Raw genomic sequence first — 18,276 nt, 5'->3', positions numbered from 1 at the left:
CCCGCCCGACAACACAGGAGACAGCCCGTGAGCATCGACTACAGCCAGAAGATCCCCAACAACGTCAACCTGTCCGACGACCGTGCGCTGCAGCGCGCGCTGGAACACTGGCAACCGGCGTTCCTCGACTGGTGGCGCGACATGGGGCCCGACGGCTCGCACGGCTTCGAGGTGTACCTGCGCACCGCCGTGTCGGTCGATCCATCGGGCTGGGCGCATTTCGACCACGTCAGGATGCCCGACTACCGCTGGGGCATCTTCCTGCAGCCGGCCGATCCCGAGCGCCGCATCCACTTCGGCGAGCACAAGGGCGAGGCCGCATGGCAGGAAGTGCCGGGCGAGCACCGGGCCAACCTGCGCCGCATCATCGTGACCCAGGGCGACACCGAGCCCGCCTCGGTCGAGCAGCAGCGCCACCTCGGCCTGACCGCGCCCAGCCTGTACGACCTGCGCAACCTGTTCCAGGTCAACGTGGAAGAGGGCCGCCACCTGTGGGCGATGGTGTACCTGCTGCACCGCTATTTCGGCCGCGACGGGCGCGAGGAAGCCGAGGCGCTGCTGGAGCGCCGCTCCGGCGATCAGGACAACCCGCGCATCCTCGGCGCCTTCAACGAACGCACGCCGGACTGGCTGTCGTTCTTCATGTTCACCTACTTCACCGACCGCGACGGCAAGTTTCAGCTGTGCGCGCTGGCCGAGTCCGGCTTCGATCCGCTGGCACGCACCACGCGCTTCATGCTGACCGAGGAAGCACACCACATGTTCGTCGGCGAATCCGGCGTATCGCGCGTGATCCAGCGGACCTGCGAGGTCATGCGCGAGCGCGGCATCGAAGACCCGGCCGAGGTGCGCGCCGCGGGCGTGATCGACCTGCCGACCATCCAGCGCTACCTGAACTTCCACTACAGCGTCACCATCGACCTGTTCGGCGCCGACCAGTCGTCGAACGCGGCCACCTTCTACAGCGCCGGGCTGAAGGGACGCTTCGACGAGGGCAAGCGAGCCGACGACCATGTGCTGAAGAACGATGTCTACCGCGTGCCGGAAGTGCGCGACGGCCGCCTCGGCGAGCGTGAGGTGCCGATGCTCAACGCGCTCAACGAAGTGCTGCGCGACGACTACATCAAGGACAGCATGGGCGGCGTGGCGCGCTGGAACAAGGTCATCGAGAAGGCCGGCATCGCCTTCCGCCTGACGGTGCCGCATAAGGCCTTCAACCGCAAGATCGGCACGCTGGCCAACGTCCATGTCTCGCCCGACGGCAGGCTGATATCGGAAGCCGAATGGAAGGCTCACGAACGCGACTGGCTGGCGACCGACGAAGACCGCGCGTTCGTCGCCTCGCTGATGGGCCGCGTGACCGAGCCCGGCAAGTACGCCAACTGGATCGCCCCGCCGGCGGTGGGCATCAACCGCCAGCCGATGGATTTCGAATACGTGCGCTTTAACTGAACCCGACTCGCCATGGGCGCCCCCGACATCATCAAGCAGCACCTGATCGATCCGGAAATCTGCATTCGCTGCAACACCTGCGAAGACACCTGCCCGATCGATGCCATCACCCACGATGACCGCAACTACGTGGTCCGCGCCGACGTGTGCAACGGCTGCAATGCCTGCCTGTCGCCGTGCCCGACCGGCGCCATCGACAACTGGCGCACCATGCTGCGCGGCCAGGCCTACCCGATCGAGGCCCAGCTGCTGTGGGACGAGCTGCCGGCCGAGGTGCCGCTGCCGGAACTGGACATCGCGGACGAAGCCGCGCCCGCCACCACGGGCGGCGGCACGGCCGCGGCCGACGGCGCCGCGATCCAGGCCGTGGAAACCAGCCGCCATACTTCGCCGCGCGCGCCGTGGTCGGCCGCCCATCCCTATGTGAACCTGCATGGCGTGCGGGCGCCGGTGACCGCCACCGTAGCCGGCAACTACCGGCTCACGGCCGCGGATGCCTCGAGCGACATCCACCATATCGTGCTGGACCTCGGCACCCATTTCTTCCCGATCCTGGAGGGCCAGTCGATCGGCATCGTCCCACCGGGCACGGATGCCGCGGGCAAGCCGCACTACATCCGCATGTATTCGGTCGCCAGTCCGCGCGACGGCGAGCGCCCCGGCTATAACAACCTTGCGTTGACGGTAAAGCGGGTCGATCAGGACCACGACGGCAAGCCGGTGCGGGGCGTGGCCTCCAATTACCTGTGCGACCTGGCCAAGGGCGACACGGTGCAGGTGGTGGGTCCGTTCGGCTCGACCTTCCTGATGCCCAACCACGCCGAGGCCAGCGTGATGATGATCTGTACCGGCACCGGGTCGGCGCCGATGCGCGCCATGACCGAGCGCATGCGCCGCAACGTGGCCCAGTTCAACGGACGCCGGCTGCTGTTCTTCGGCGCGCGCAATGCCGCCGAACTGCCCTACTTCGGCCCGCTGCTGAAGCTGCCCAGGGATTTCCTCGAGATCCACTTCGCCTTCTCGCGCGACCCGGCCACGCCGCGCCGCTATGTCCAGGACGCGATCCGCGAAGCCCGGGACAGCGTCGCAGCGCTGCTGGGCGACGCCAACGGCCACGTCTATATCTGCGGCCTGAAAGGCATGGAGGAAGGCGTGCTGGCCGCATTTGAAACGGTCTGCGCCAGCGCCGGTCTTAACTGGAAGGCGCTGGAAACCACCATGAAGGCCGAAGGACGGTTGCATATCGAGACCTATTAGCCGCGACCCGTGCCACCGGCGCGCGCCGCGTCGCAGGCCGGATTTGGGCAACCTCTTCCCTTCTGAAATTCATCGCCTATAATCTTTCTGAAGAAACAGGAGCACAGGCGATGCAATCCAGGCGGATTCCGGAGACCGATCCCGCCGGCGGCCCCGACCCCGGCACTACGCTGACCAAGGCGGTCATGCGCGCCGCCGGCTTCCTGGGCATCAGCCAGGCGATGGTGGCGAGCGTACTTGGCATCAGCACCGCCTCGGTGTCGCGCATGGCATCGGGCGGCTACGTGCTGGATGCGCATCGCAAGGAGTGGGAGTTCGGCGTCTTGTTCGTGCGCCTGTTCCGCTCGCTCGACGCCATCCTGGGCCATGGCGACCAGGCCCGGCTATGGCTGACCAACGACAACCTCGCGCTGGGCGGCAAGCCGCTTGAACTGATCCGCACAACCGAAGGTCTGGTCCGTGTCGTTCACTATCTGGACGCCACCCGCGGTCGCATCTGAGCGCCGGCAGTTCGCGCTCACGCTGTGGCGGGCGGTGGAAGCCCAGCATGTAGTCTCCACCATGCCGCTGGTCGACAGCCTGGAGGAACAGGCGGTCCTGGAAGCGGTGCTCGACGCCGGCAAGCCGGCCGTGCCCCTCGAGGCGCGCCATCTGCACTACCTGCTGTTCACCCCGTTCCGCTACCCGCCATCGCCGTGGGGCTCGCGCTTCCGCGCCAGCCAGGATCCGGGCGTGTTCTATGGCGCCAACGAGATCCGCACGGCCTGTGCCGAGCTAGGCTACTGGCGCTGGCGCTTCCTGAACGACAGCCCCGCGCTGCCGCGCATCGACGCGCGCGCGCAGACGCTGTTCGAAGTGCGTGTCGAGACCTCCGGCGTGGCGCTGGACCAGCCGCCGTTCGACCGCGACCGCGCCGCCTGGACCGACCCGGATAATCACGAGCCCTGCCAGGCGTTCGGCCGCGTCGCGCGCGAAGCCGGACTCGGCATGATCCGCTACACCTCGGTGCGCGATCCGCAGCACGGCCCCTGCGGCGCGGTGCTGACGCCGCGCGCGTTCTCGCATCCGATGCCGCTGGCCACTACCACGTGGATGCTGACCGTGCGCCGCGACCGCGTGATGTGGCAGCGCGACGACCTGCAGCAGCGCGACAGCTTCGAGTTCGAGGCCGCGCTGTGGCAGCGCACAAGCGATACCCCCGAGGCCCGCTGAACCTCCGCCCCGCTACGGCGATCTAATCGTTATGGCATGCGGCAATGCGCATCGCTGGCAGGTTTCCTAAACAGGTGTTGCATTGCGCAACCAGATGCCATATAATCTTTTCTTCGACGGACGCGGGGTGGAGCAGTTGGCAGCTCGTCGGGCTCATAACCCGAAGGTCGCAGGTTCAAGTCCTGCCCCCGCAACCAACCGCACAGACGCGTGTCTGTGACGCCGTCGACGCAGACAAACCCGCCTCCGGCGGGTTTTTTGTTTTGGTGCCGCCGCTCCGCGCACCGTAGCGGTGGCTGCGGCATTCGCGCGTCGCCACCCATGGTGCAGCACCGCTCCAACGGCCCGCCGGCGCGCTCGGCGAGGGTGATACACTTTCGCCATTCTCCCGGACGCCCCTCATGAAATTCTGCTCGAACTGTGGTCATGCTGTCGTGTTGCGCGTGCCTGACGGCGATAACCGCCCGCGCAGCGTTTGCGACAACTGCGGCACCATCCACTACGTCAATCCCCGCAACGTAGTCGGCACCATCCCGGTCTGGGAAGACAAGATCCTGCTGTGCAAGCGCGCCATCGAGCCCCGCTACGGCTTCTGGACCCTGCCGGCGGGCTTCATGGAGATCGGCGAGACCACCGCCCAGGCGGCCTCGCGCGAAACACTGGAAGAAGCCGGCGCGCGCGTGCAGGTGGGCGAGCTGTTCTCGATCCTGAACGTGCCGCATGTGCACCAGGTTCACCTGTTCTACCTCGCCACGCTGGACGACCTCGACATTGCGCCCGGCGAGGAAAGCCTGGAAGTGAAGCTGGTGGAAGAGGCCGATGTGCCCTGGGATGAACTGGCCTTCCCCACCGTGATCCATACCCTGCGCTGCTTCTTCGCCGACCGCGCCGCCGGCCGCCTGCAGGACGGCAGCTTCCGGCTGCACAGCCTGGACATCGACAAGCCCATGCGCCCGCTGACCAGCCGGGCCACGGTCACCCCCTGAGCGGCGGGCCTGCCGCGCACCGCCCTCCGGCGCAGTCCGCATGATTGCCTGGCTGGACCCGCAAGATCCGTTTCCCCCGGTCGAGCACGCGCTCGGGCCAGACTCCGAGGCGCCCGGGCTGCTCGCCGCCAGCCGCGAACTGTCGCCGCAGCGGCTGCTGCTGGCGTATCGCCAGGGCATCTTCCCGTGGTATTCGAGCGGCCAGCCGGTGCTGTGGTGGAGCACCGATCCGCGCATGGTGCTGGCGCCGCCGGCACTGCGCGTCTCGGTCAACCTGCGCAAGACGCTGCGGCGCGTGCTGCGCGATGCCGACTGGGAAATCCGCGTCGACCATGATTTCCTGGCCGTGATGCGCGCCTGCGCCAGCACGCCGCGCGAGGGCCAGGACGGCACCTGGATCACCGACGCCATCATTGCCGCGTACGGCGCGCTGCACCGCAACGGCCTGGCCCACTCGGTCGAGAGCTGGTACCGCGGCGAGCGCGTCGGCGGCCTGTACGGCGTGGCGCTGGGACGGATGTTCTTCGGCGAATCCATGTTTGCGCACCGCACCGACGCCTCCAAGATCGCGCTGGCGGCGCTGTGCGCGTTCCTCGGCAACCACGGCGTGGCGATGATAGACTGCCAGCAGGAAACCGACCACCTGGCCTCGCTGGGTGCGCGCCCCATCCCCCGCGCCGAATTCGTGGCCCATGTGCGCGCGGCAACGGCGCAGCCGGCGATCAGTCCGTGGCGGTTCGACAAATCGGTGCTGGAGCGCTGGGCCGGGACACCCGCCGCGCCGGCAGCCTGAATCCCTGGCACGGGTGCGGACGCTGGCGCTGCGGACCACCGTGCAAACCGCGCCGTCCCGCCCCGGAGCCCCCTGAGTCATGAGCAAGCTGAAGGAACTACCGCTGTCCGCGCTGCAGTTCTATGCCACGGCGCCTTACGCTTGCAGCTATCTCGACGGGCGCATGGCGCGCTCCCAGGTGGCCACGCCGGCGCACCTGATCAATGCCGACGTCTATTCGCGCCTGGTGCGCGCGGGCTTTCGCCGCAGCGGCATCTTCACCTACCGGCCGTATTGCGACGATTGCCACGCCTGCACGCCGTGCCGCGTGCTGGTCGACCAGTTCACGCCAGACCGCTCGCAGCGTCGCGCCTGGAACCGCCACCAGCACCTGCAGGCGCTGGTGGCCCCGCTGACCTACGTCGAAGAACACTACTCGCTGTACCTGCTGTACCAGTCGATGCGCCATGCCGGCGGCGGCATGGACCAGGACAGCCGCGACCAGTACGAGCAGTTCCTGCTGCAAAGCCGGGTCAACTCGCGCCTGGTCGAATTCCGCGATCCGCCGGGCTCGCCCGAGGCCGGGCGGCTGCGCATGGTCAGCATGATCGACGTGCTCGACGACGGGCTGTCGTCGGTCTACACCTTCTACGATCCGCTCGAGCGCAACGCCAGCTACGGCACCTACAACATCCTGTGGCAGATCCGCCAGACCCATGCGCTGGGCCTGCCACACCTGTACCTGGGCTACTGGATCGCCGACAGCCGCAAGATGGCGTACAAGGCGCGCTTCCGGCCCCTGCAGGTGCTGACAGGCAACCACTGGCATGCGTTCGAAGACCTGGGCACGGAGGCCGCCGAAGCCGCCGCGCCAGTGCCGCCGGCCCCGCAGGCCTAGCCCCGCCGCGCCAGCGGCCGGCGGCGCAGCCGCCCTTCCGGGCGGGCCAGCCGCTACAATGCCGCCCTGGTCCCGACTTCCGCGCCGGCCCGCCGGCCGCCTGCCCAACGTGCTCAACGCGCTCTACCCCCTGTTTCGCCCCGCCCTGTTCTCGATGGATGCCGAGGACGCCCACCATTTCACGCTGAACAACCTGCTGCGCGCCCACCGCATGGGCCTGGGCAGCTGCATCGGCAACCGCATTGCCGAAGACCCGCACACGGTCATGGGGGTGCGTTTTCCCAACCCGGTCGGCCTGGCCGCGGGGCTGGACAAGGACGGCGCCTATATCGACGGCCTGGCCGCGCTCGGCTTCGGCTTTATCGAGGTGGGCACTGTCACGCCGCGCGCGCAGCCGGGCAACCCGCGCCCGCGCATGTTCCGGCTGCCGCAGGCCGATGCGCTGATCAACCGCATGGGCTTCAACAACGGCGGCGTCGATGCCTTTGTCGCCAATGTGCGGGCTTCGCGCTGGAAGGCCGAGGGCGGCGTGCTGGGGCTGAACATCGGCAAGAACGCCGATACCCCGATCGAGCGCGCCAACGACGATTACCTGTACTGCCTGGAGCGCGTCTATCCGCACGCCAGCTACGTGACGGTCAACATCTCTTCGCCGAACACCAAGAACCTGCGCCAGCTGCAAGGCGCGAGCGAGCTCGACAGCCTGTTGTCGTCGCTGAAGGACGCGCAGCAGCGCCTGGCAGACCAGCACAAGCGCTATGTGCCACTGGCGCTGAAGATCGCGCCGGATCTCGACGCCGACCAGATCGGCAACATCGGCGACGCGCTGGTGCGCCACAAGATCGACGGCGTGATCGCCACCAACACCACCATCTCGCGCGAGGCGGTCAAGGGCCTGCCGCATGCCGAAGAAGCCGGCGGCCTGTCCGGGCGCCCGGTATTCGAAGCCTCGACCCGCGTGGTGCGCGCGTTGCGCGGCGTGGTCGGCGACGCGGTGCCGGTCATCGGCGTGGGCGGCATCTTCGGCGGCGCCGATGCGCGCGCCAAGATCGAAGCCGGGGCCAGCCTGGTGCAGCTCTACAGCGGCCTGATCTACCGCGGCCCGGCGCTGGTGCGCGAGTGCGCCGCGGCGCTGCGCGGCTGAATTCCCCGGTCGCCCACGCCTTCACCTGGCACCTGGCCGGTGCACCACCCGGCTGTGCCAGGTGGAGGGAAAACCTCGACGCCCCGGTCGCGCGCAATTGCATGAAGACGCGGCCGCCGCAATCGGGGTAATCCACAAGCAAACCTCGGTTCCCGCGCAATAAAATGCGCCTCGATGGCGGATAGCGGGCGTCTGGCAGCATCGGATGCCCCACTTCCGCATGATGACTGTCCATTTCGTGCGCGGGAAGTGGTATCCTCGCAGGCTTATCGCTGTCGCATCCGACGCGTCCGCGCACGCTCCCTCCCGCCGCAGGAAGCCGCCGCGCCCGCCCGGACCGGCACCGTGCGCCAGCCGGCGCGCGCGCCAGGACGGCGGACCGAACCATCCGCGGCCGTATCCAATCCAGAACCGAGTTTCGGGGGAGCACACATAATGAAGTCCACCAAGGGTCTCGCAGCATCCAAGTCCATCCTGGGCGGCGCCATGGCGCTGGCACTGCTGTACGGCGGCGCCGTGCAGGCCCAGACCGTCAAGGTGCTGTCGATCGTCGACCATCCCGCGCTGGACGCCATCCGCGACGGCGTGCGCGCAGAACTGAAGGCAGCCGGCTATGACGCCGACAAGAGCCTGAAGTGGGAATACCAGAGCGCCCAGGGCAATACCGGCACCGCCGCGCAGATCGCCCGCAAGTTCGTCGGCGACAACCCCAACGCCATCGTCGCCATCGCCACGCCGTCGGCACAGGCCGTGGTGGCCGCCACCAAGACGGTGCCGGTGGTGTACTCGGGCGTGACCGATCCGGTCGCCGCGCAGCTGGTCAAGAGCTGGTCCGCCTCGGGCACCAACGTGACCGGCGTGTCGGATAAGCTGCCCCTGGACAAGCAGGTCGCGCTGATCAAGCGCGTGGTGCCGAAGGCCAAGACCGTGGGCATGGTCTACAACCCGGGCGAGGCCAATTCGGTGGTGGTGGTCAAGGAGCTGAAGGAACTGCTGGCCAAGGAAGGCCTGACCCTGAAGGAAGCCGCCGCGCCGCGCACCGTGGACATCGGCCCGGCCGCCAAGAGCCTGATCGGCAAGGTCGACGTGATCTATACCAACACCGACAACAACGTGGTGTCGGCGTACGAGGCCCTGGTCAAGGTGGCCAACGAATCGAAGATCCCGCTGGTCGCGGCCGATACCGACAGCGTCAAGCGCGGCGCCGTCGCGGCACTGGGCGTCAATTACGGCGACCTGGGCCACCAGACCGGCAAGGTGGTGGTGCGCATCCTGAAGGGCGAGAAGCCTGGCGCGATTGCCTCGCAGACCAGCGACAACCTGGAACTGTTCGTCAACACCGGCGCGGCCGCCAAGCAAGGCGTCACGCTGGCGCCGGAGCTGGTCAAGGAAGCGAAGACCGTCATCAAGTAAGCACAGCCAGCCACGCCCTGCCACCCCGCCGCCGCAAGGCGGCGGATGCGCCGGCCCGGCCTACCCGGCCTGGCCGGACCGACCAGGGCGAGGCGCCCGGCGGCCCCACCCGGGCGTGCCGGCCGCACCGCCCCGAAACCGGCGCAAGGCAGACGCCGGACCCTGCAACAGGATTCCCCCATGTCCCTCTTTTCCCTTCTGGGCGCCCTGGAGATCGGCCTGATCTTCAGCCTGGTGGCGCTCGGGGTGCTGATTTCCTTCCGCATCCTCAACTTTCCCGACCTGACCGTCGACGGCAGCTTCCCGCTGGGCGGCGCCGTGGCCGCGACGCTGATCGCCGCCGGCCAGGACCCGTTCCTGGCGACCGTGGTCGCCATCGCGGCCGGCGCACTGGCCGGCTGGATCACCGGCTGGCTCAACGTGCGGCTCAAGATCATGGACCTGCTCGCCAGTATCCTGATGATGATCGCGCTGTACTCGGTCAACCTGCGCATCATGGGCCGCCCCAACGTGCCGCTGATCACCGAACCGACGCTGTTCACCGTGCTGCAGCCGGAGTGGCTGCCGGACTACGTGCTGCGCCCGCTGGTGCTGTTCGTGGTGGTGGTGGTCGCCAAGGTCGGCCTGGACTGGTTCTTCAGCTCGCAACTGGGCCTGGCCATGCGCGCCACCGGCGCCAACCCGCGCATGGCGCGCGCCCAGGGCATCCCCACCGGCCGCGCCACGCTGGCCGGCATGGCGCTGTCCAACGCGCTGGTGGCACTGGCCGGCGCGCTGTTCGCGCAGACCCAGGGCGGCTCCGATATCTCGATGGGCATCGGCACCATCGTGATCGGGCTGGCCGCGGTGATCATCGGCGAGACCATCCTGCCGGCACGGCGGCTGATCTGGACCACGCTGGCCGTGGTGCTGGGCGCCATCCTGTACCGCTTCTTCATCGCGCTGGCACTGAACAGCGACTTCATCGGCCTGAAGGCGCAGGACCTGAACCTGGTCACCGCCGCGCTGGTGACGATCGCGCTGGTGCTGCCGGCCACGCGCAAGAAGCTCTTTGCCCGCAAGAACGGAGGTGCCTGAGATGCTGCGCGCACAAGACCTGAAACTCACCTTCAACCCGGGCACCCCGATCGAAACCCGCGCGCTGCGCGGCCTCAGCCTGGAAATCCCGAGCGGGCAGTTCGTCGCCGTGATCGGCTCCAACGGCGCCGGCAAATCGACCTTCCTGAATGCGATCAGCGGCGACCAGATGGTCGACTCGGGCCGCATCACCATCGATGACACCGACGTCACGCGCAAGCCCGCCTGGGACCGTGCCCACCTGGTGGCACGCGTGTTCCAGGACCCCATGGCCGGCACCTGCGAAGCGCTGACCATCGAGGAGAACATGGCCCTGGCGATGGCCCGCGGCAGCCGCCGCGGCTTCCGCCCGGCGCTGAACCGCGCCTCGCGCGAGCTGTTCCGCGAGAAGCTGCGCCTGCTCAACTTGGGCCTGGAAAACCGCCTCACCGACCGCATCGGCCTGCTCTCCGGCGGCCAGCGGCAGGCGGTGAGCCTGCTGATGGCCTCGCTGCAGCCGTCGCGCATCCTGCTGCTGGACGAGCACACCGCCGCGCTCGACCCGAAGACCGCCGCGTTCGTGCTGGAACTGACCGCGCGCATCGTCGAGGAAAGCAAGCTGACGACGATGATGGTGACGCACAGCATGCGCCAGGCGCTGGACTACGGCCAGCGCACGGTGATGCTGCACCAGGGCCAGGTGGTGCTGGATGTCTCCGGCGACAAGCGCAAGGGGCTCGATGTGCCGGACCTGCTCAAGATGTTCGAGCAGACCCGGCATGAGCAGCTGGATGACGATGCGCTGCTGCTGGGGTGATCGCGCTGGCAAGAAAAACGGGGAGCTTCGGCTCCCCGTTTTTTGTTTGGCGCCGATCAGCGGGCGACGGCAATGGGGCGCGCCATGACGCCCAACTGCGCCGACTGTGCGCTCCCGACCCCGCTTGCATGCCGGCGATAGCCGATGCGCTGAACTGCTCGGTACGCGACGGGCGCTCGATCTTACCGCTACATACGCAGAACAGGCAGCAAGGAAGTGTCGCTTAAACGATAATCAAAAAATCGTGGGATTTTTAAACGTCTGCCGGCCAAATTAAACGACTGGAGCAAAACGTGACGACTAAATGGATGGGGTATAAGTGGCTCGCAGAAACCCGGCCGGCCCGGATTCGCGACACCGAGGATAGCGACTGAGTGAGGGGATAAATTGCTCGGCGAGTATGAAGTCGATGACTGATCACGATGCGTTCGCTGCACTGCAAGCCGAGAACGCCCGCCTGATCGGGCTACTGGAATTGCATGGCATCGACTGGCGCGTGCCGCCGAAGGAGCCTGCGCCTTGCGTTCAGGATGCTGAACCGTCGCGCTTTTCCACGAGTGACAAAGTGGCACTGTTCCGCCGGTTGTTTCGCGGCCGGACGGATGCCTACCCGATACGTTGGGAGAGCAAGGCAACAGGCAAGTCTGGCTACGCGCCGGCTTGTGCCAACGAATGGCGCGCAGGTATCTGCGAAAAACCGCGCATCAAATGCGGTGACTGCGGCAACCGATTGCTGGTCCCGCTCTCGGATCAGGTCATCTACAACCATTTGGCCGGCCAGCACACGGTGGGCGTCTATCCGCTGCTGGAAGATGACGCCTGTTATTTCCTCGCCGTCGATTTCGACGAGGCCGAATGGCAGGACGATGCCCGCGCCTTCGCGCAATCCTGCGGTGAACTGGGCGTCCCGGTTGCGCTGGAGATTTCCCGCTCCGGACAGGGCGCCCACGCCTGGGTCTTCTTCGCTGGCAAGGTGGCGGCCCGCGATGCGCGCCGCCTGGGCACGGCGATCATCAGTCACACCTGTTCGCGCACCCGGCAACTCAAGCTCGGGTCCTACGACCGGCTGTTTCCCAACCAGGACACGATGCCCAAGGGCGGCTTCGGCAATCTGATTGCCCTGCCACTGCAGAAACATCCGCGCGAGCACGGCTATAGCGTGTTCGTCGATGCCGACCTGCATCCCTATCCCGACCAGTGGGCGTTCCTGGCATCGATCCGGCCGATGGCACCCCACGACATCGAGCCGACCATCTTGCGCGCCACCGGTGGCGTGCACCCCTTGGATGTCACCTTCATCGGCGACGAGGACTTGGCAACGCCATGGCGGCGCGAAGCCCTCATGGGACAGACACTGGCAGGTACGATGCCTGAGTCACTGACTTTGACGCTGGCTAACCTGGTCTATTTTGAGAAGGCGCAGCTACCGCAGCCGCTGGCCAACCGCCTGATCCGTTTGGCGGCATTCCAGAACCCCGAGTTCTGCAAGGCGCAAGCCATGCGGATGTCAGTGTGGAACAAGCCGCGGGTGATCGGCACCGCGGAAAACTATCCGCAACACATTGCCCTACCACGCGGCTGTCTCGAGGCCGCGTTGAAACTGCTGCGTGATAACGGCATCGGCTGTGATCTACGCGACGAGCGCTGCTTGGGTGAGCCCATCGACGTCAGTTTCGCCGGCACGCTCCGCCTCGATCAGGAGGCCGCCGTTGCCGGGATGTTGCAGCACGACGCGGGTGTGCTGTGTGCACCGACCGCGTTCGGCAAGACTGTCACTGCGGCCGCGATGATCGCCCGTCGCGGCGTCAACACCCTGGTGCTGGTACATCGCACTGAACTGCTCAAGCAATGGCAAGAGCGCCTGCAGGCCTTCTTGGGGGTCGGCAAAGGCGTGGTCGGCACCATCGGCGGCGGCAAGATCAAGCCTTCCGGCAGGATCGACATCGCCGTGATGCAATCTCTGTCGCGTCAGGGTGAAGTCAACCCGCTGGTCGAGAACTATGGTCATGTCATCGTCGATGAATGCCACCACGTCGGCGCGGTGTCGTTCGACGCCATTCTGAAACGGACCAAGGCCAAGTACGTGCTAGGCCTGACCGCCACCCCGATTCGCCGCGATGGCCAGCAGCCCATCATCTTCATGCAGTGCGGGCCGATACGATACACCGCGGCGAAGGCGCCCAACTCACCTCACGCCTTGATGGTCGTAGCGCGCACACGCCTTGCGCGAATCGAGCTGCCGACCGAGTCTGGCATTCAGGATGTGTTTCGGCACCTGGTTCACGATCAGGTCCGGACTGACGCCATTGCTGCGGAGGTGCGTGAGGCCTTCACTCAAGGCCGCAAGATTTTGGTGCTGACAGAACGCACCGAACATGTTGACGCCATCCAGGCCGCTTTGAATGAGCAAATTTCCCGGCTATTCGTGCTGCACGGGCGGATGTCAAAGCCGCAACGCGCGGCATTGATCACGGCGCTCAATGCCCTGCCAGCCGACGCTGCTCGCGTGTTGCTGGCGACCGGGAAGCTGGTCGGTGAAGGGTTCGACCACCCGCCCCTCGACACCTTGGTGCTCGCGATGCCCGTGTCATGGAAAGGGACGCTGCAACAGTACGCCGGCCGGCTGCACCGAGAACATGCCGGCAAGACTGAAGTGCGGATCATCGATTTTGTCGACGCTGGCCATCCGGCATTACTGCGGATGTGGGACAAGCGCCAGCAAGGGTACCGAGCCATGGGCTATCGGATGGCGGCAGAAGTCGGCATTGGATGACCGTTTTCCCGCTTCCGAAAGCCGCTCGGAATGGTCCCCGCGCGTCATGTCGAAACGGTCTGCATGCATGTATCCGCCTTGCCTGGTGAGCCCTTGCCAATGCATGCCCGCAGCCTCGATGAGCTCCGCGCACCCTGTCGAAGCGTGAAGGCCTCAGACCGTTGCCGCCTTGTCCAGCCACCGCGCCAGCTGGTCGGTGACCGCGGTGCTGGAAAACGAGCAGCTGTCCTGCGCGAACACCGCCGCCATCTCCAGCCGGCGCAGCAGCTCCTCCATGGCCTGGCCGTAGACCGGCGGCAAGGCCAGCGCGCTGCCGGCGTCGCGCCATTCGCGCACCAGGTCCTGCGCGGGCTTTGCGCCGGCCACGTGCTGCTCCAGCGCGGCGCGCATGCGCGCCAGCGCTTCCGAATTGTTAGCGCTCATGAACGCGCCCTCCTTTCCTTGTAGAGTTCGCGGAATGTGCGGCCCGACGGCGCCGGCATGTCGCGGGTTTCGGTCCAGCCCTTGCCGGCCATCGGCAGGCTGGTGATCAGCCGGTTGCCGCCTCCCATGCGGCCCAGCCACCAGGCGCCGATGCGCGTGGCGAAGGCATACAGGTCAGGCCGCTTGGCCACGTAGCCCCAGGCCTTCAGCGCAAAGCGCTCCTGCCACGGCCGCAGGCCGCGTTCCATCTGCTTCTCGCGCAGCTTGCGCAGCAGGTCCGACAGCGGGATCGAAGCCGGGCAGACCCGATTGCACTCGCCGCACATGGTCGCAGCCTGCGGCAGGTCCACCGCATTCGCCAGCCCGACGTAGCTGGGCGTCAGCACGCTGCCCATCGGGCCAGGATAGACCCAGCCGTAGGCATGGCCGCCGATCTTCTGGTAGACCGGGCAATGGTTCATGCAGGCGCCGCAGCGGATGCAGCGCAGCATCTCCTGGAATTCGCCGCCGATCAGTCCCGAGCGGCCGCCGTCGACCAGCACGAAGTACATGTGCTCGGGGCCATCGCGCTCGCCTTCGGCGCGCGGGCCGGTCAGCAGCGAGAAATAGTTGGAGATGGCCTGGCCGGTGGCTGAACGCGGCAGCAGGCGCATCACCGTGGCCAGGTCTTCCAGCGTCGGCAACACCTTCTCGATGCCGGTCACGGCCACGTGCACGCGCGGCATTACCGTGCACATGCCCTCATTGCCTTCGTTGGTGACCACGGCCACCGAGCCGGTCTCGGCGATGATGAAGTTGCCGCCGGTCACGCCCATGTCGGCGCTGAGGAATTCCGGGCGCAGCACTTCGCGCGCCTCGCGCGTCATCTCCGGAATCTCGGTCAGCCGTGGCTTGTGGTGGACTTTGGCGAACAGGTCGGCAATCTCGTCCTTGTCCTTGTGCACCACCGGCGCAATGATGTGCGAGGGCGGCTCAGAGTCGTTGATCTGCAGGATGTACTCGCCCAGGTCGGTCTCGATGCTCTGCACACCCATCTCGCCCAGCACCTGGTTCAGACGCATTTCCTCGGTCACCATCGACTTGCTCTTGATGACCTTCTTCACGCCATGCTTGCGCGCAATCTCGGCGACCAGCCGGGCGGCGTCGGCGGTGGTCTCGGCAAACAGCACGGTGGCGCCGCGCCGGGTCGCGTTCTCTTCAAACGTGGCAAGCCAGACGTCGAGGTTCTCGAGTGCGCGGTTGCGCCGCTCTTTCAGGGCTTCGCGCGTGGCGTCGAAATCGATATCCCGGATCGCCTCGGCGCGCGCCGTGACAAACTTGGTCGAAAGCTTTTTCAGGTTTTGCTGCAGGCGCTGGTCGGCCAGCTTCTGCCCGGCGCGCGCCTTGAATTCCATGCTGTGGACTTGCATCGTGGCGAATTCCTGATGTGTCTGCGCGGTCAGGCGTCGCCTGCCAGCACCTGCGCGATATGCAGCACGCGCGTGCGGCTGTCGCCGGTGCGGCGCAGGCGGCCTTCGATATTGAGGATGCAGCCCAGGTCGCCAAGCACCACGGCATCGGCACCCGTGGCCCGGATGTTGGCGCACTTCTCGTCGACGATGGCCGTGGAGATATTGCCGTACTTGACCGAGAACGTGCCGCCGAAACCGCAGCAGGCCTCGCAGTCCTTCATCTCCGTCAGTTGCACGCCGGGCAGGCGCGACAGCAAGGCGCGCGGCTGCTGCTTGACGCCCAGTTCGCGCAGGCCGGAACACGAATCGTGGTACGTGATCTGGCCCGAGAACGTCGATGGCAGGGTCTCGACCCGGACCACGCTGGCCAGGAAGTCGGTCAGCTCGTACACGCGTTCGCGCAGGCGCTCGTAGCGGCCGTTCAGTTCGGGATCGTCACGCAGCAAATCGGCGTAGTGATGCCGGATCATGCCGCCGCAACTGCCCGACGGCACCACGATGTAATCGAACATCTCGAATTCGCGCAGGAATTTCTCGGCCAGGTCGCGCGATACCGCGCGCTCCCCCGAGTTGTAGGCCGGCTGGCCGCAGCAGGTCTGCGCCTCGGGCACCATGACCTCGCAGCCGGCGGCTTCCAGCAGCTTGAGCACCGAAAAACCGATTTCGGGGCGCATCAGGTCCACCAGGCAGGTGTGGAACAGACCGACTCGCATTGTTGACTTCTCCCAGACCCTGAAACCCCGCAATTATGCGCGCTTGGCGTCGCGGGTGGCGCACAAAGCGTTCATCGGCGTGGTGAATTCGGTGCCATGCACGCCACTTTGCGAGGCGACATCACCGGCCGATTCTTACCGTAATGTCATTTCACCTATTGAAATTTTCACGATGCGAGATAGAATCAGGCAGACACTTAAAAATGCCGCAAGGCAACATTTCTACGTTTCCCAACCATGTCCGACGCAGACAAGTCACCCGGCAAGACGTCCATCCAGGTCATCGAGCGCATGATGACCCTGCTGGACGCCCTCGCGCAGCATGCCGACCCGGTCAGCCTGAAAGAGCTGTCGCTGGCCACCGGCCTGCATCCTTCCACCGCGCACCGCATCCTCAACGACATGGTTGCGTGCCGCTTCGTCGATCGCTCCGATCCCGGCAGCTACCGGCTCGGCATGCGGCTGCTGGAGCTGGGCAACCTGGTCAAGGCGCGCCTGTCGGTGCGCGACGCGGCGCTGGCGCCGATGCGCGCGCTGCATCGCGTCACCGGCCAGACCGTCAACCTGTCGGTGCGCCAGGGCGACGAGATCGTCTATATCGAGCGGGCGTACAGCGAGCGCTCCGGCATGCAGGTGGTGCGGGCCATCGGCGGCCGCGCCCCGCTGCACCTGACCTCGGTGGGCAAGCTGTTTTTGGCGGCCGACGAGTCGGCGCGCGTGCGCAACTACGCGACCCGCACGGGGCTGGCCGGCCACACCCGCACCTCCATCACCGACCTGGCCAAGCTGGAACGCGAACTGAACTGGGTGCGCACCAACGGCTATGCCCGCGACAACGAAGAGCTGGAGCTGGGCGTGCGCTGCATCGCCGCCGGCATCTATGACGACTCGCGCCGGCTGGTGGCCGGCTTGTCGCTGTCGGCGCCGGCAGACCGGCTGCAGGACAGCTGGCTGCAGAACCTGAAGGACACGGCCCTGCAGATCTCGCGCGGCATGGGGTACGTGACCGAAGCCGCCGCCTGAAGCCCATCGCGCAAGCCGCCGCCAACGCGCGGGCTGCCGGCAAGGCAGTCCGCGCGTTTTAACGTGGGCCGGCGCCTTTTCTGGATCAAGGGTTTACCCTTTGTTTTCAGATAACCAGCAAACCTTATAATCGACGCCATGCGAACCCGCACCGTCACCCTTACCGAACAGGTCACGCGCCAGCTTCGCGCCGATATCGAAAGCGGCGCCTACCCCGTCGGCAGCCGCCTGCCGACCGGCCGGCAACTGGCCGAGCAATACGGCGTCAGCGCCGCCGTGATCCGTGAAGTGACGGAGCACCTGCGCTCGCAGGGCTTCGTCGAATCGCGCCAAGGGGTCGGCTGCACGGTGCGCTCGCGCACCGGCGCTTCGGGCTTCCAGCTGCCGCGCGAGCCCGAGCTCGACGCCGGCGAACTAGCTGACCTGTACGACCTGCGCATCGACCTGGAAGGCGCCGCCGCGGCGCTGGCCGCGGTGCGCCGCACCGATGACGACGTGGCCGCGCTGGCGGCATTGCTGCAGCGTCTGCAGGACCGGCTCTATGACCCGCAGCCGGCCGCCGACCTCGACGCGGCGTTCCATATCGGCATCGCCGCCGCCACGCACAATCCGTACTACCGCCAGCTGCTGCAATACCTGAACCTGCAGCTGCACCAGGCCGTTGCCACCGCGCGTGCCAATACGCTGCGCCAGCCGGGCCTGGCCGAGACCGTGCATGCCGAACACGAGGCGATCGTGGCTGCGATCCGCCGCGGCGATGCCGGCGCGGCACGCGCGGCGGCGGTGGCGCACCTGCAAAACGCCGCGCGCCGCCTCGGGCTTGCGCTGCGCGCGCGGGTCGACACAGCGATGGCGAGCGCTGCCAGCCCCGCACCTCTTTCCTGAG

17 protein-coding genes and 1 tRNA gene are annotated in these 18,276 nt (G+C 66.8%); 15 read left to right on the top strand and 3 right to left on the bottom strand.

Annotated features, from left to right (window positions below):
* Positions 1–27: 27 nt before the first annotated feature.
* The 13 genes from boxB (at position 28) to RALTA_RS06275 (ending at position 13,780) form a co-directional block, all read left to right on the top strand.
* The gene (boxB, locus tag RALTA_RS06335) at positions 28–1,452 is read left to right on the top strand and encodes a benzoyl-CoA 2,3-epoxidase subunit BoxB (protein WP_012352605.1); all 1,425 of its coding nucleotides are present in this window, start codon (positions 28–30) and stop codon (positions 1,450–1,452) included.
* Positions 1,453–1,464: 12 nt separating this feature from the next.
* A complete protein-coding gene (gene boxA / locus RALTA_RS06330; RefSeq protein ID WP_012352604.1) occupies positions 1,465–2,709 on the top strand; it encodes a benzoyl-CoA 2,3-epoxidase subunit BoxA in 1,245 nt (414 codons plus the stop codon).
* Between the two features lie 110 nt (positions 2,710–2,819).
* Positions 2,820–3,209 carry an MbcA/ParS/Xre antitoxin family protein gene (locus RALTA_RS06325; protein ID WP_012352603.1) on the top strand — a complete coding sequence of 130 codons (390 nt, stop codon included), beginning with the start codon at positions 2,820–2,822 and terminating at the stop codon, positions 3,207–3,209.
* Positions 3,169–3,921: an RES family NAD+ phosphorylase gene (locus RALTA_RS06320; protein ID WP_012352602.1), complete on the top strand. Its 753-nt coding sequence runs from the start codon at positions 3,169–3,171 to the stop codon at positions 3,919–3,921. Before RALTA_RS06325 ends, RALTA_RS06320 begins: the two co-directional genes overlap by 41 nt.
* Positions 3,922–4,042: 121 nt before the next feature.
* Positions 4,043–4,118: transfer RNA gene (locus RALTA_RS06315), tRNA-Met, on the top strand.
* 204 nt (positions 4,119–4,322) lie between these two features.
* A complete protein-coding gene (locus tag RALTA_RS06310) occupies positions 4,323–4,907 on the top strand; it encodes an NUDIX hydrolase (RefSeq protein ID WP_011615057.1) in 585 nt (194 codons plus the stop codon).
* A 40-nt stretch (positions 4,908–4,947) separates the two neighbouring features.
* The gene (gene aat, locus RALTA_RS06305) at positions 4,948–5,700 is read left to right on the top strand and encodes a leucyl/phenylalanyl-tRNA--protein transferase (RefSeq protein ID WP_012352601.1); all 753 of its coding nucleotides are present in this window, start codon (positions 4,948–4,950) and stop codon (positions 5,698–5,700) included.
* A gap of 79 nt (positions 5,701–5,779) precedes the next feature.
* A complete protein-coding gene (locus RALTA_RS06300; RefSeq protein WP_012352600.1) occupies positions 5,780–6,577 on the top strand; it encodes an arginyltransferase in 798 nt (265 codons plus the stop codon).
* Positions 6,578–6,686: 109 nt separating this feature from the next.
* Positions 6,687–7,721: a quinone-dependent dihydroorotate dehydrogenase gene (locus RALTA_RS06295; RefSeq protein WP_012352599.1), complete on the top strand. Its 1,035-nt coding sequence runs from the start codon at positions 6,687–6,689 to the stop codon at positions 7,719–7,721.
* A 435-nt stretch (positions 7,722–8,156) separates the two neighbouring features.
* Entirely contained in the window at positions 8,157–9,134 is a 978-nt protein-coding gene (locus tag RALTA_RS06290; RefSeq protein WP_012352598.1) for an ABC transporter substrate-binding protein, read from the top strand.
* 180 nt (positions 9,135–9,314) lie between these two features.
* On the top strand, positions 9,315–10,211 hold the full coding sequence (locus RALTA_RS06285) for an ABC transporter permease (protein WP_012352597.1): 897 nt from the start codon (positions 9,315–9,317) through the stop codon (positions 10,209–10,211).
* Between the two features lies 1 nt (position 10,212).
* Entirely contained in the window at positions 10,213–11,007 is a 795-nt protein-coding gene (locus RALTA_RS06280; RefSeq protein WP_012352596.1) for an ABC transporter ATP-binding protein, read from the top strand.
* A 409-nt stretch (positions 11,008–11,416) separates the two neighbouring features.
* Complete coding sequence (locus tag RALTA_RS06275) at positions 11,417–13,780, top strand: TOTE conflict system archaeo-eukaryotic primase domain-containing protein (RefSeq protein WP_041232320.1); 2,364 nt, start codon at positions 11,417–11,419, stop codon at positions 13,778–13,780.
* 153 nt (positions 13,781–13,933) lie between these two features.
* Here the strand turns inward: RALTA_RS06275 and RALTA_RS06270 are convergent, their stop codons facing one another.
* From RALTA_RS06270 to RALTA_RS06260, 3 genes are read right to left on the bottom strand one after another with little or no spacing between them, the layout of a single operon-like run.
* Positions 13,934–14,203, bottom strand: coding sequence for a hypothetical protein (locus RALTA_RS06270; protein ID WP_012352594.1), 270 nt, complete (start codon positions 14,201–14,203; stop codon positions 13,934–13,936).
* Positions 14,200–15,612: a LutB/LldF family L-lactate oxidation iron-sulfur protein gene (locus RALTA_RS06265; protein WP_012352593.1), complete on the bottom strand. Its 1,413-nt coding sequence runs from the start codon at positions 15,610–15,612 to the stop codon at positions 14,200–14,202. The genes RALTA_RS06270 and RALTA_RS06265 overlap by 4 nt, the downstream gene beginning before the upstream one ends.
* 29 nt (positions 15,613–15,641) lie before the next feature.
* Complete coding sequence (locus RALTA_RS06260; RefSeq protein WP_012352592.1) at positions 15,642–16,367, bottom strand: (Fe-S)-binding protein; 726 nt, start codon at positions 16,365–16,367, stop codon at positions 15,642–15,644.
* A 237-nt stretch (positions 16,368–16,604) separates the two neighbouring features.
* On the opposite strand from RALTA_RS06260, the gene RALTA_RS06255 reads away from it, so the two are divergent.
* The gene (locus RALTA_RS06255) at positions 16,605–17,390 is read left to right on the top strand and encodes an IclR family transcriptional regulator (RefSeq protein ID WP_012352591.1); all 786 of its coding nucleotides are present in this window, start codon (positions 16,605–16,607) and stop codon (positions 17,388–17,390) included.
* A gap of 138 nt (positions 17,391–17,528) precedes the next feature.
* Complete coding sequence (locus RALTA_RS06250) at positions 17,529–18,275, top strand: FadR/GntR family transcriptional regulator (RefSeq protein WP_012352590.1); 747 nt, start codon at positions 17,529–17,531, stop codon at positions 18,273–18,275.
* Position 18,276: the final 1 nt, after the last annotated feature.

The organism is Cupriavidus taiwanensis LMG 19424, assembly GCF_000069785.1.
GTDB lineage: Bacteria > Pseudomonadota > Gammaproteobacteria > Burkholderiales > Burkholderiaceae > Cupriavidus > Cupriavidus taiwanensis.
Note: the sequence above shows the minus strand (reverse complement) of the source record. Positions and strands in the feature narration are given on the sequence as shown.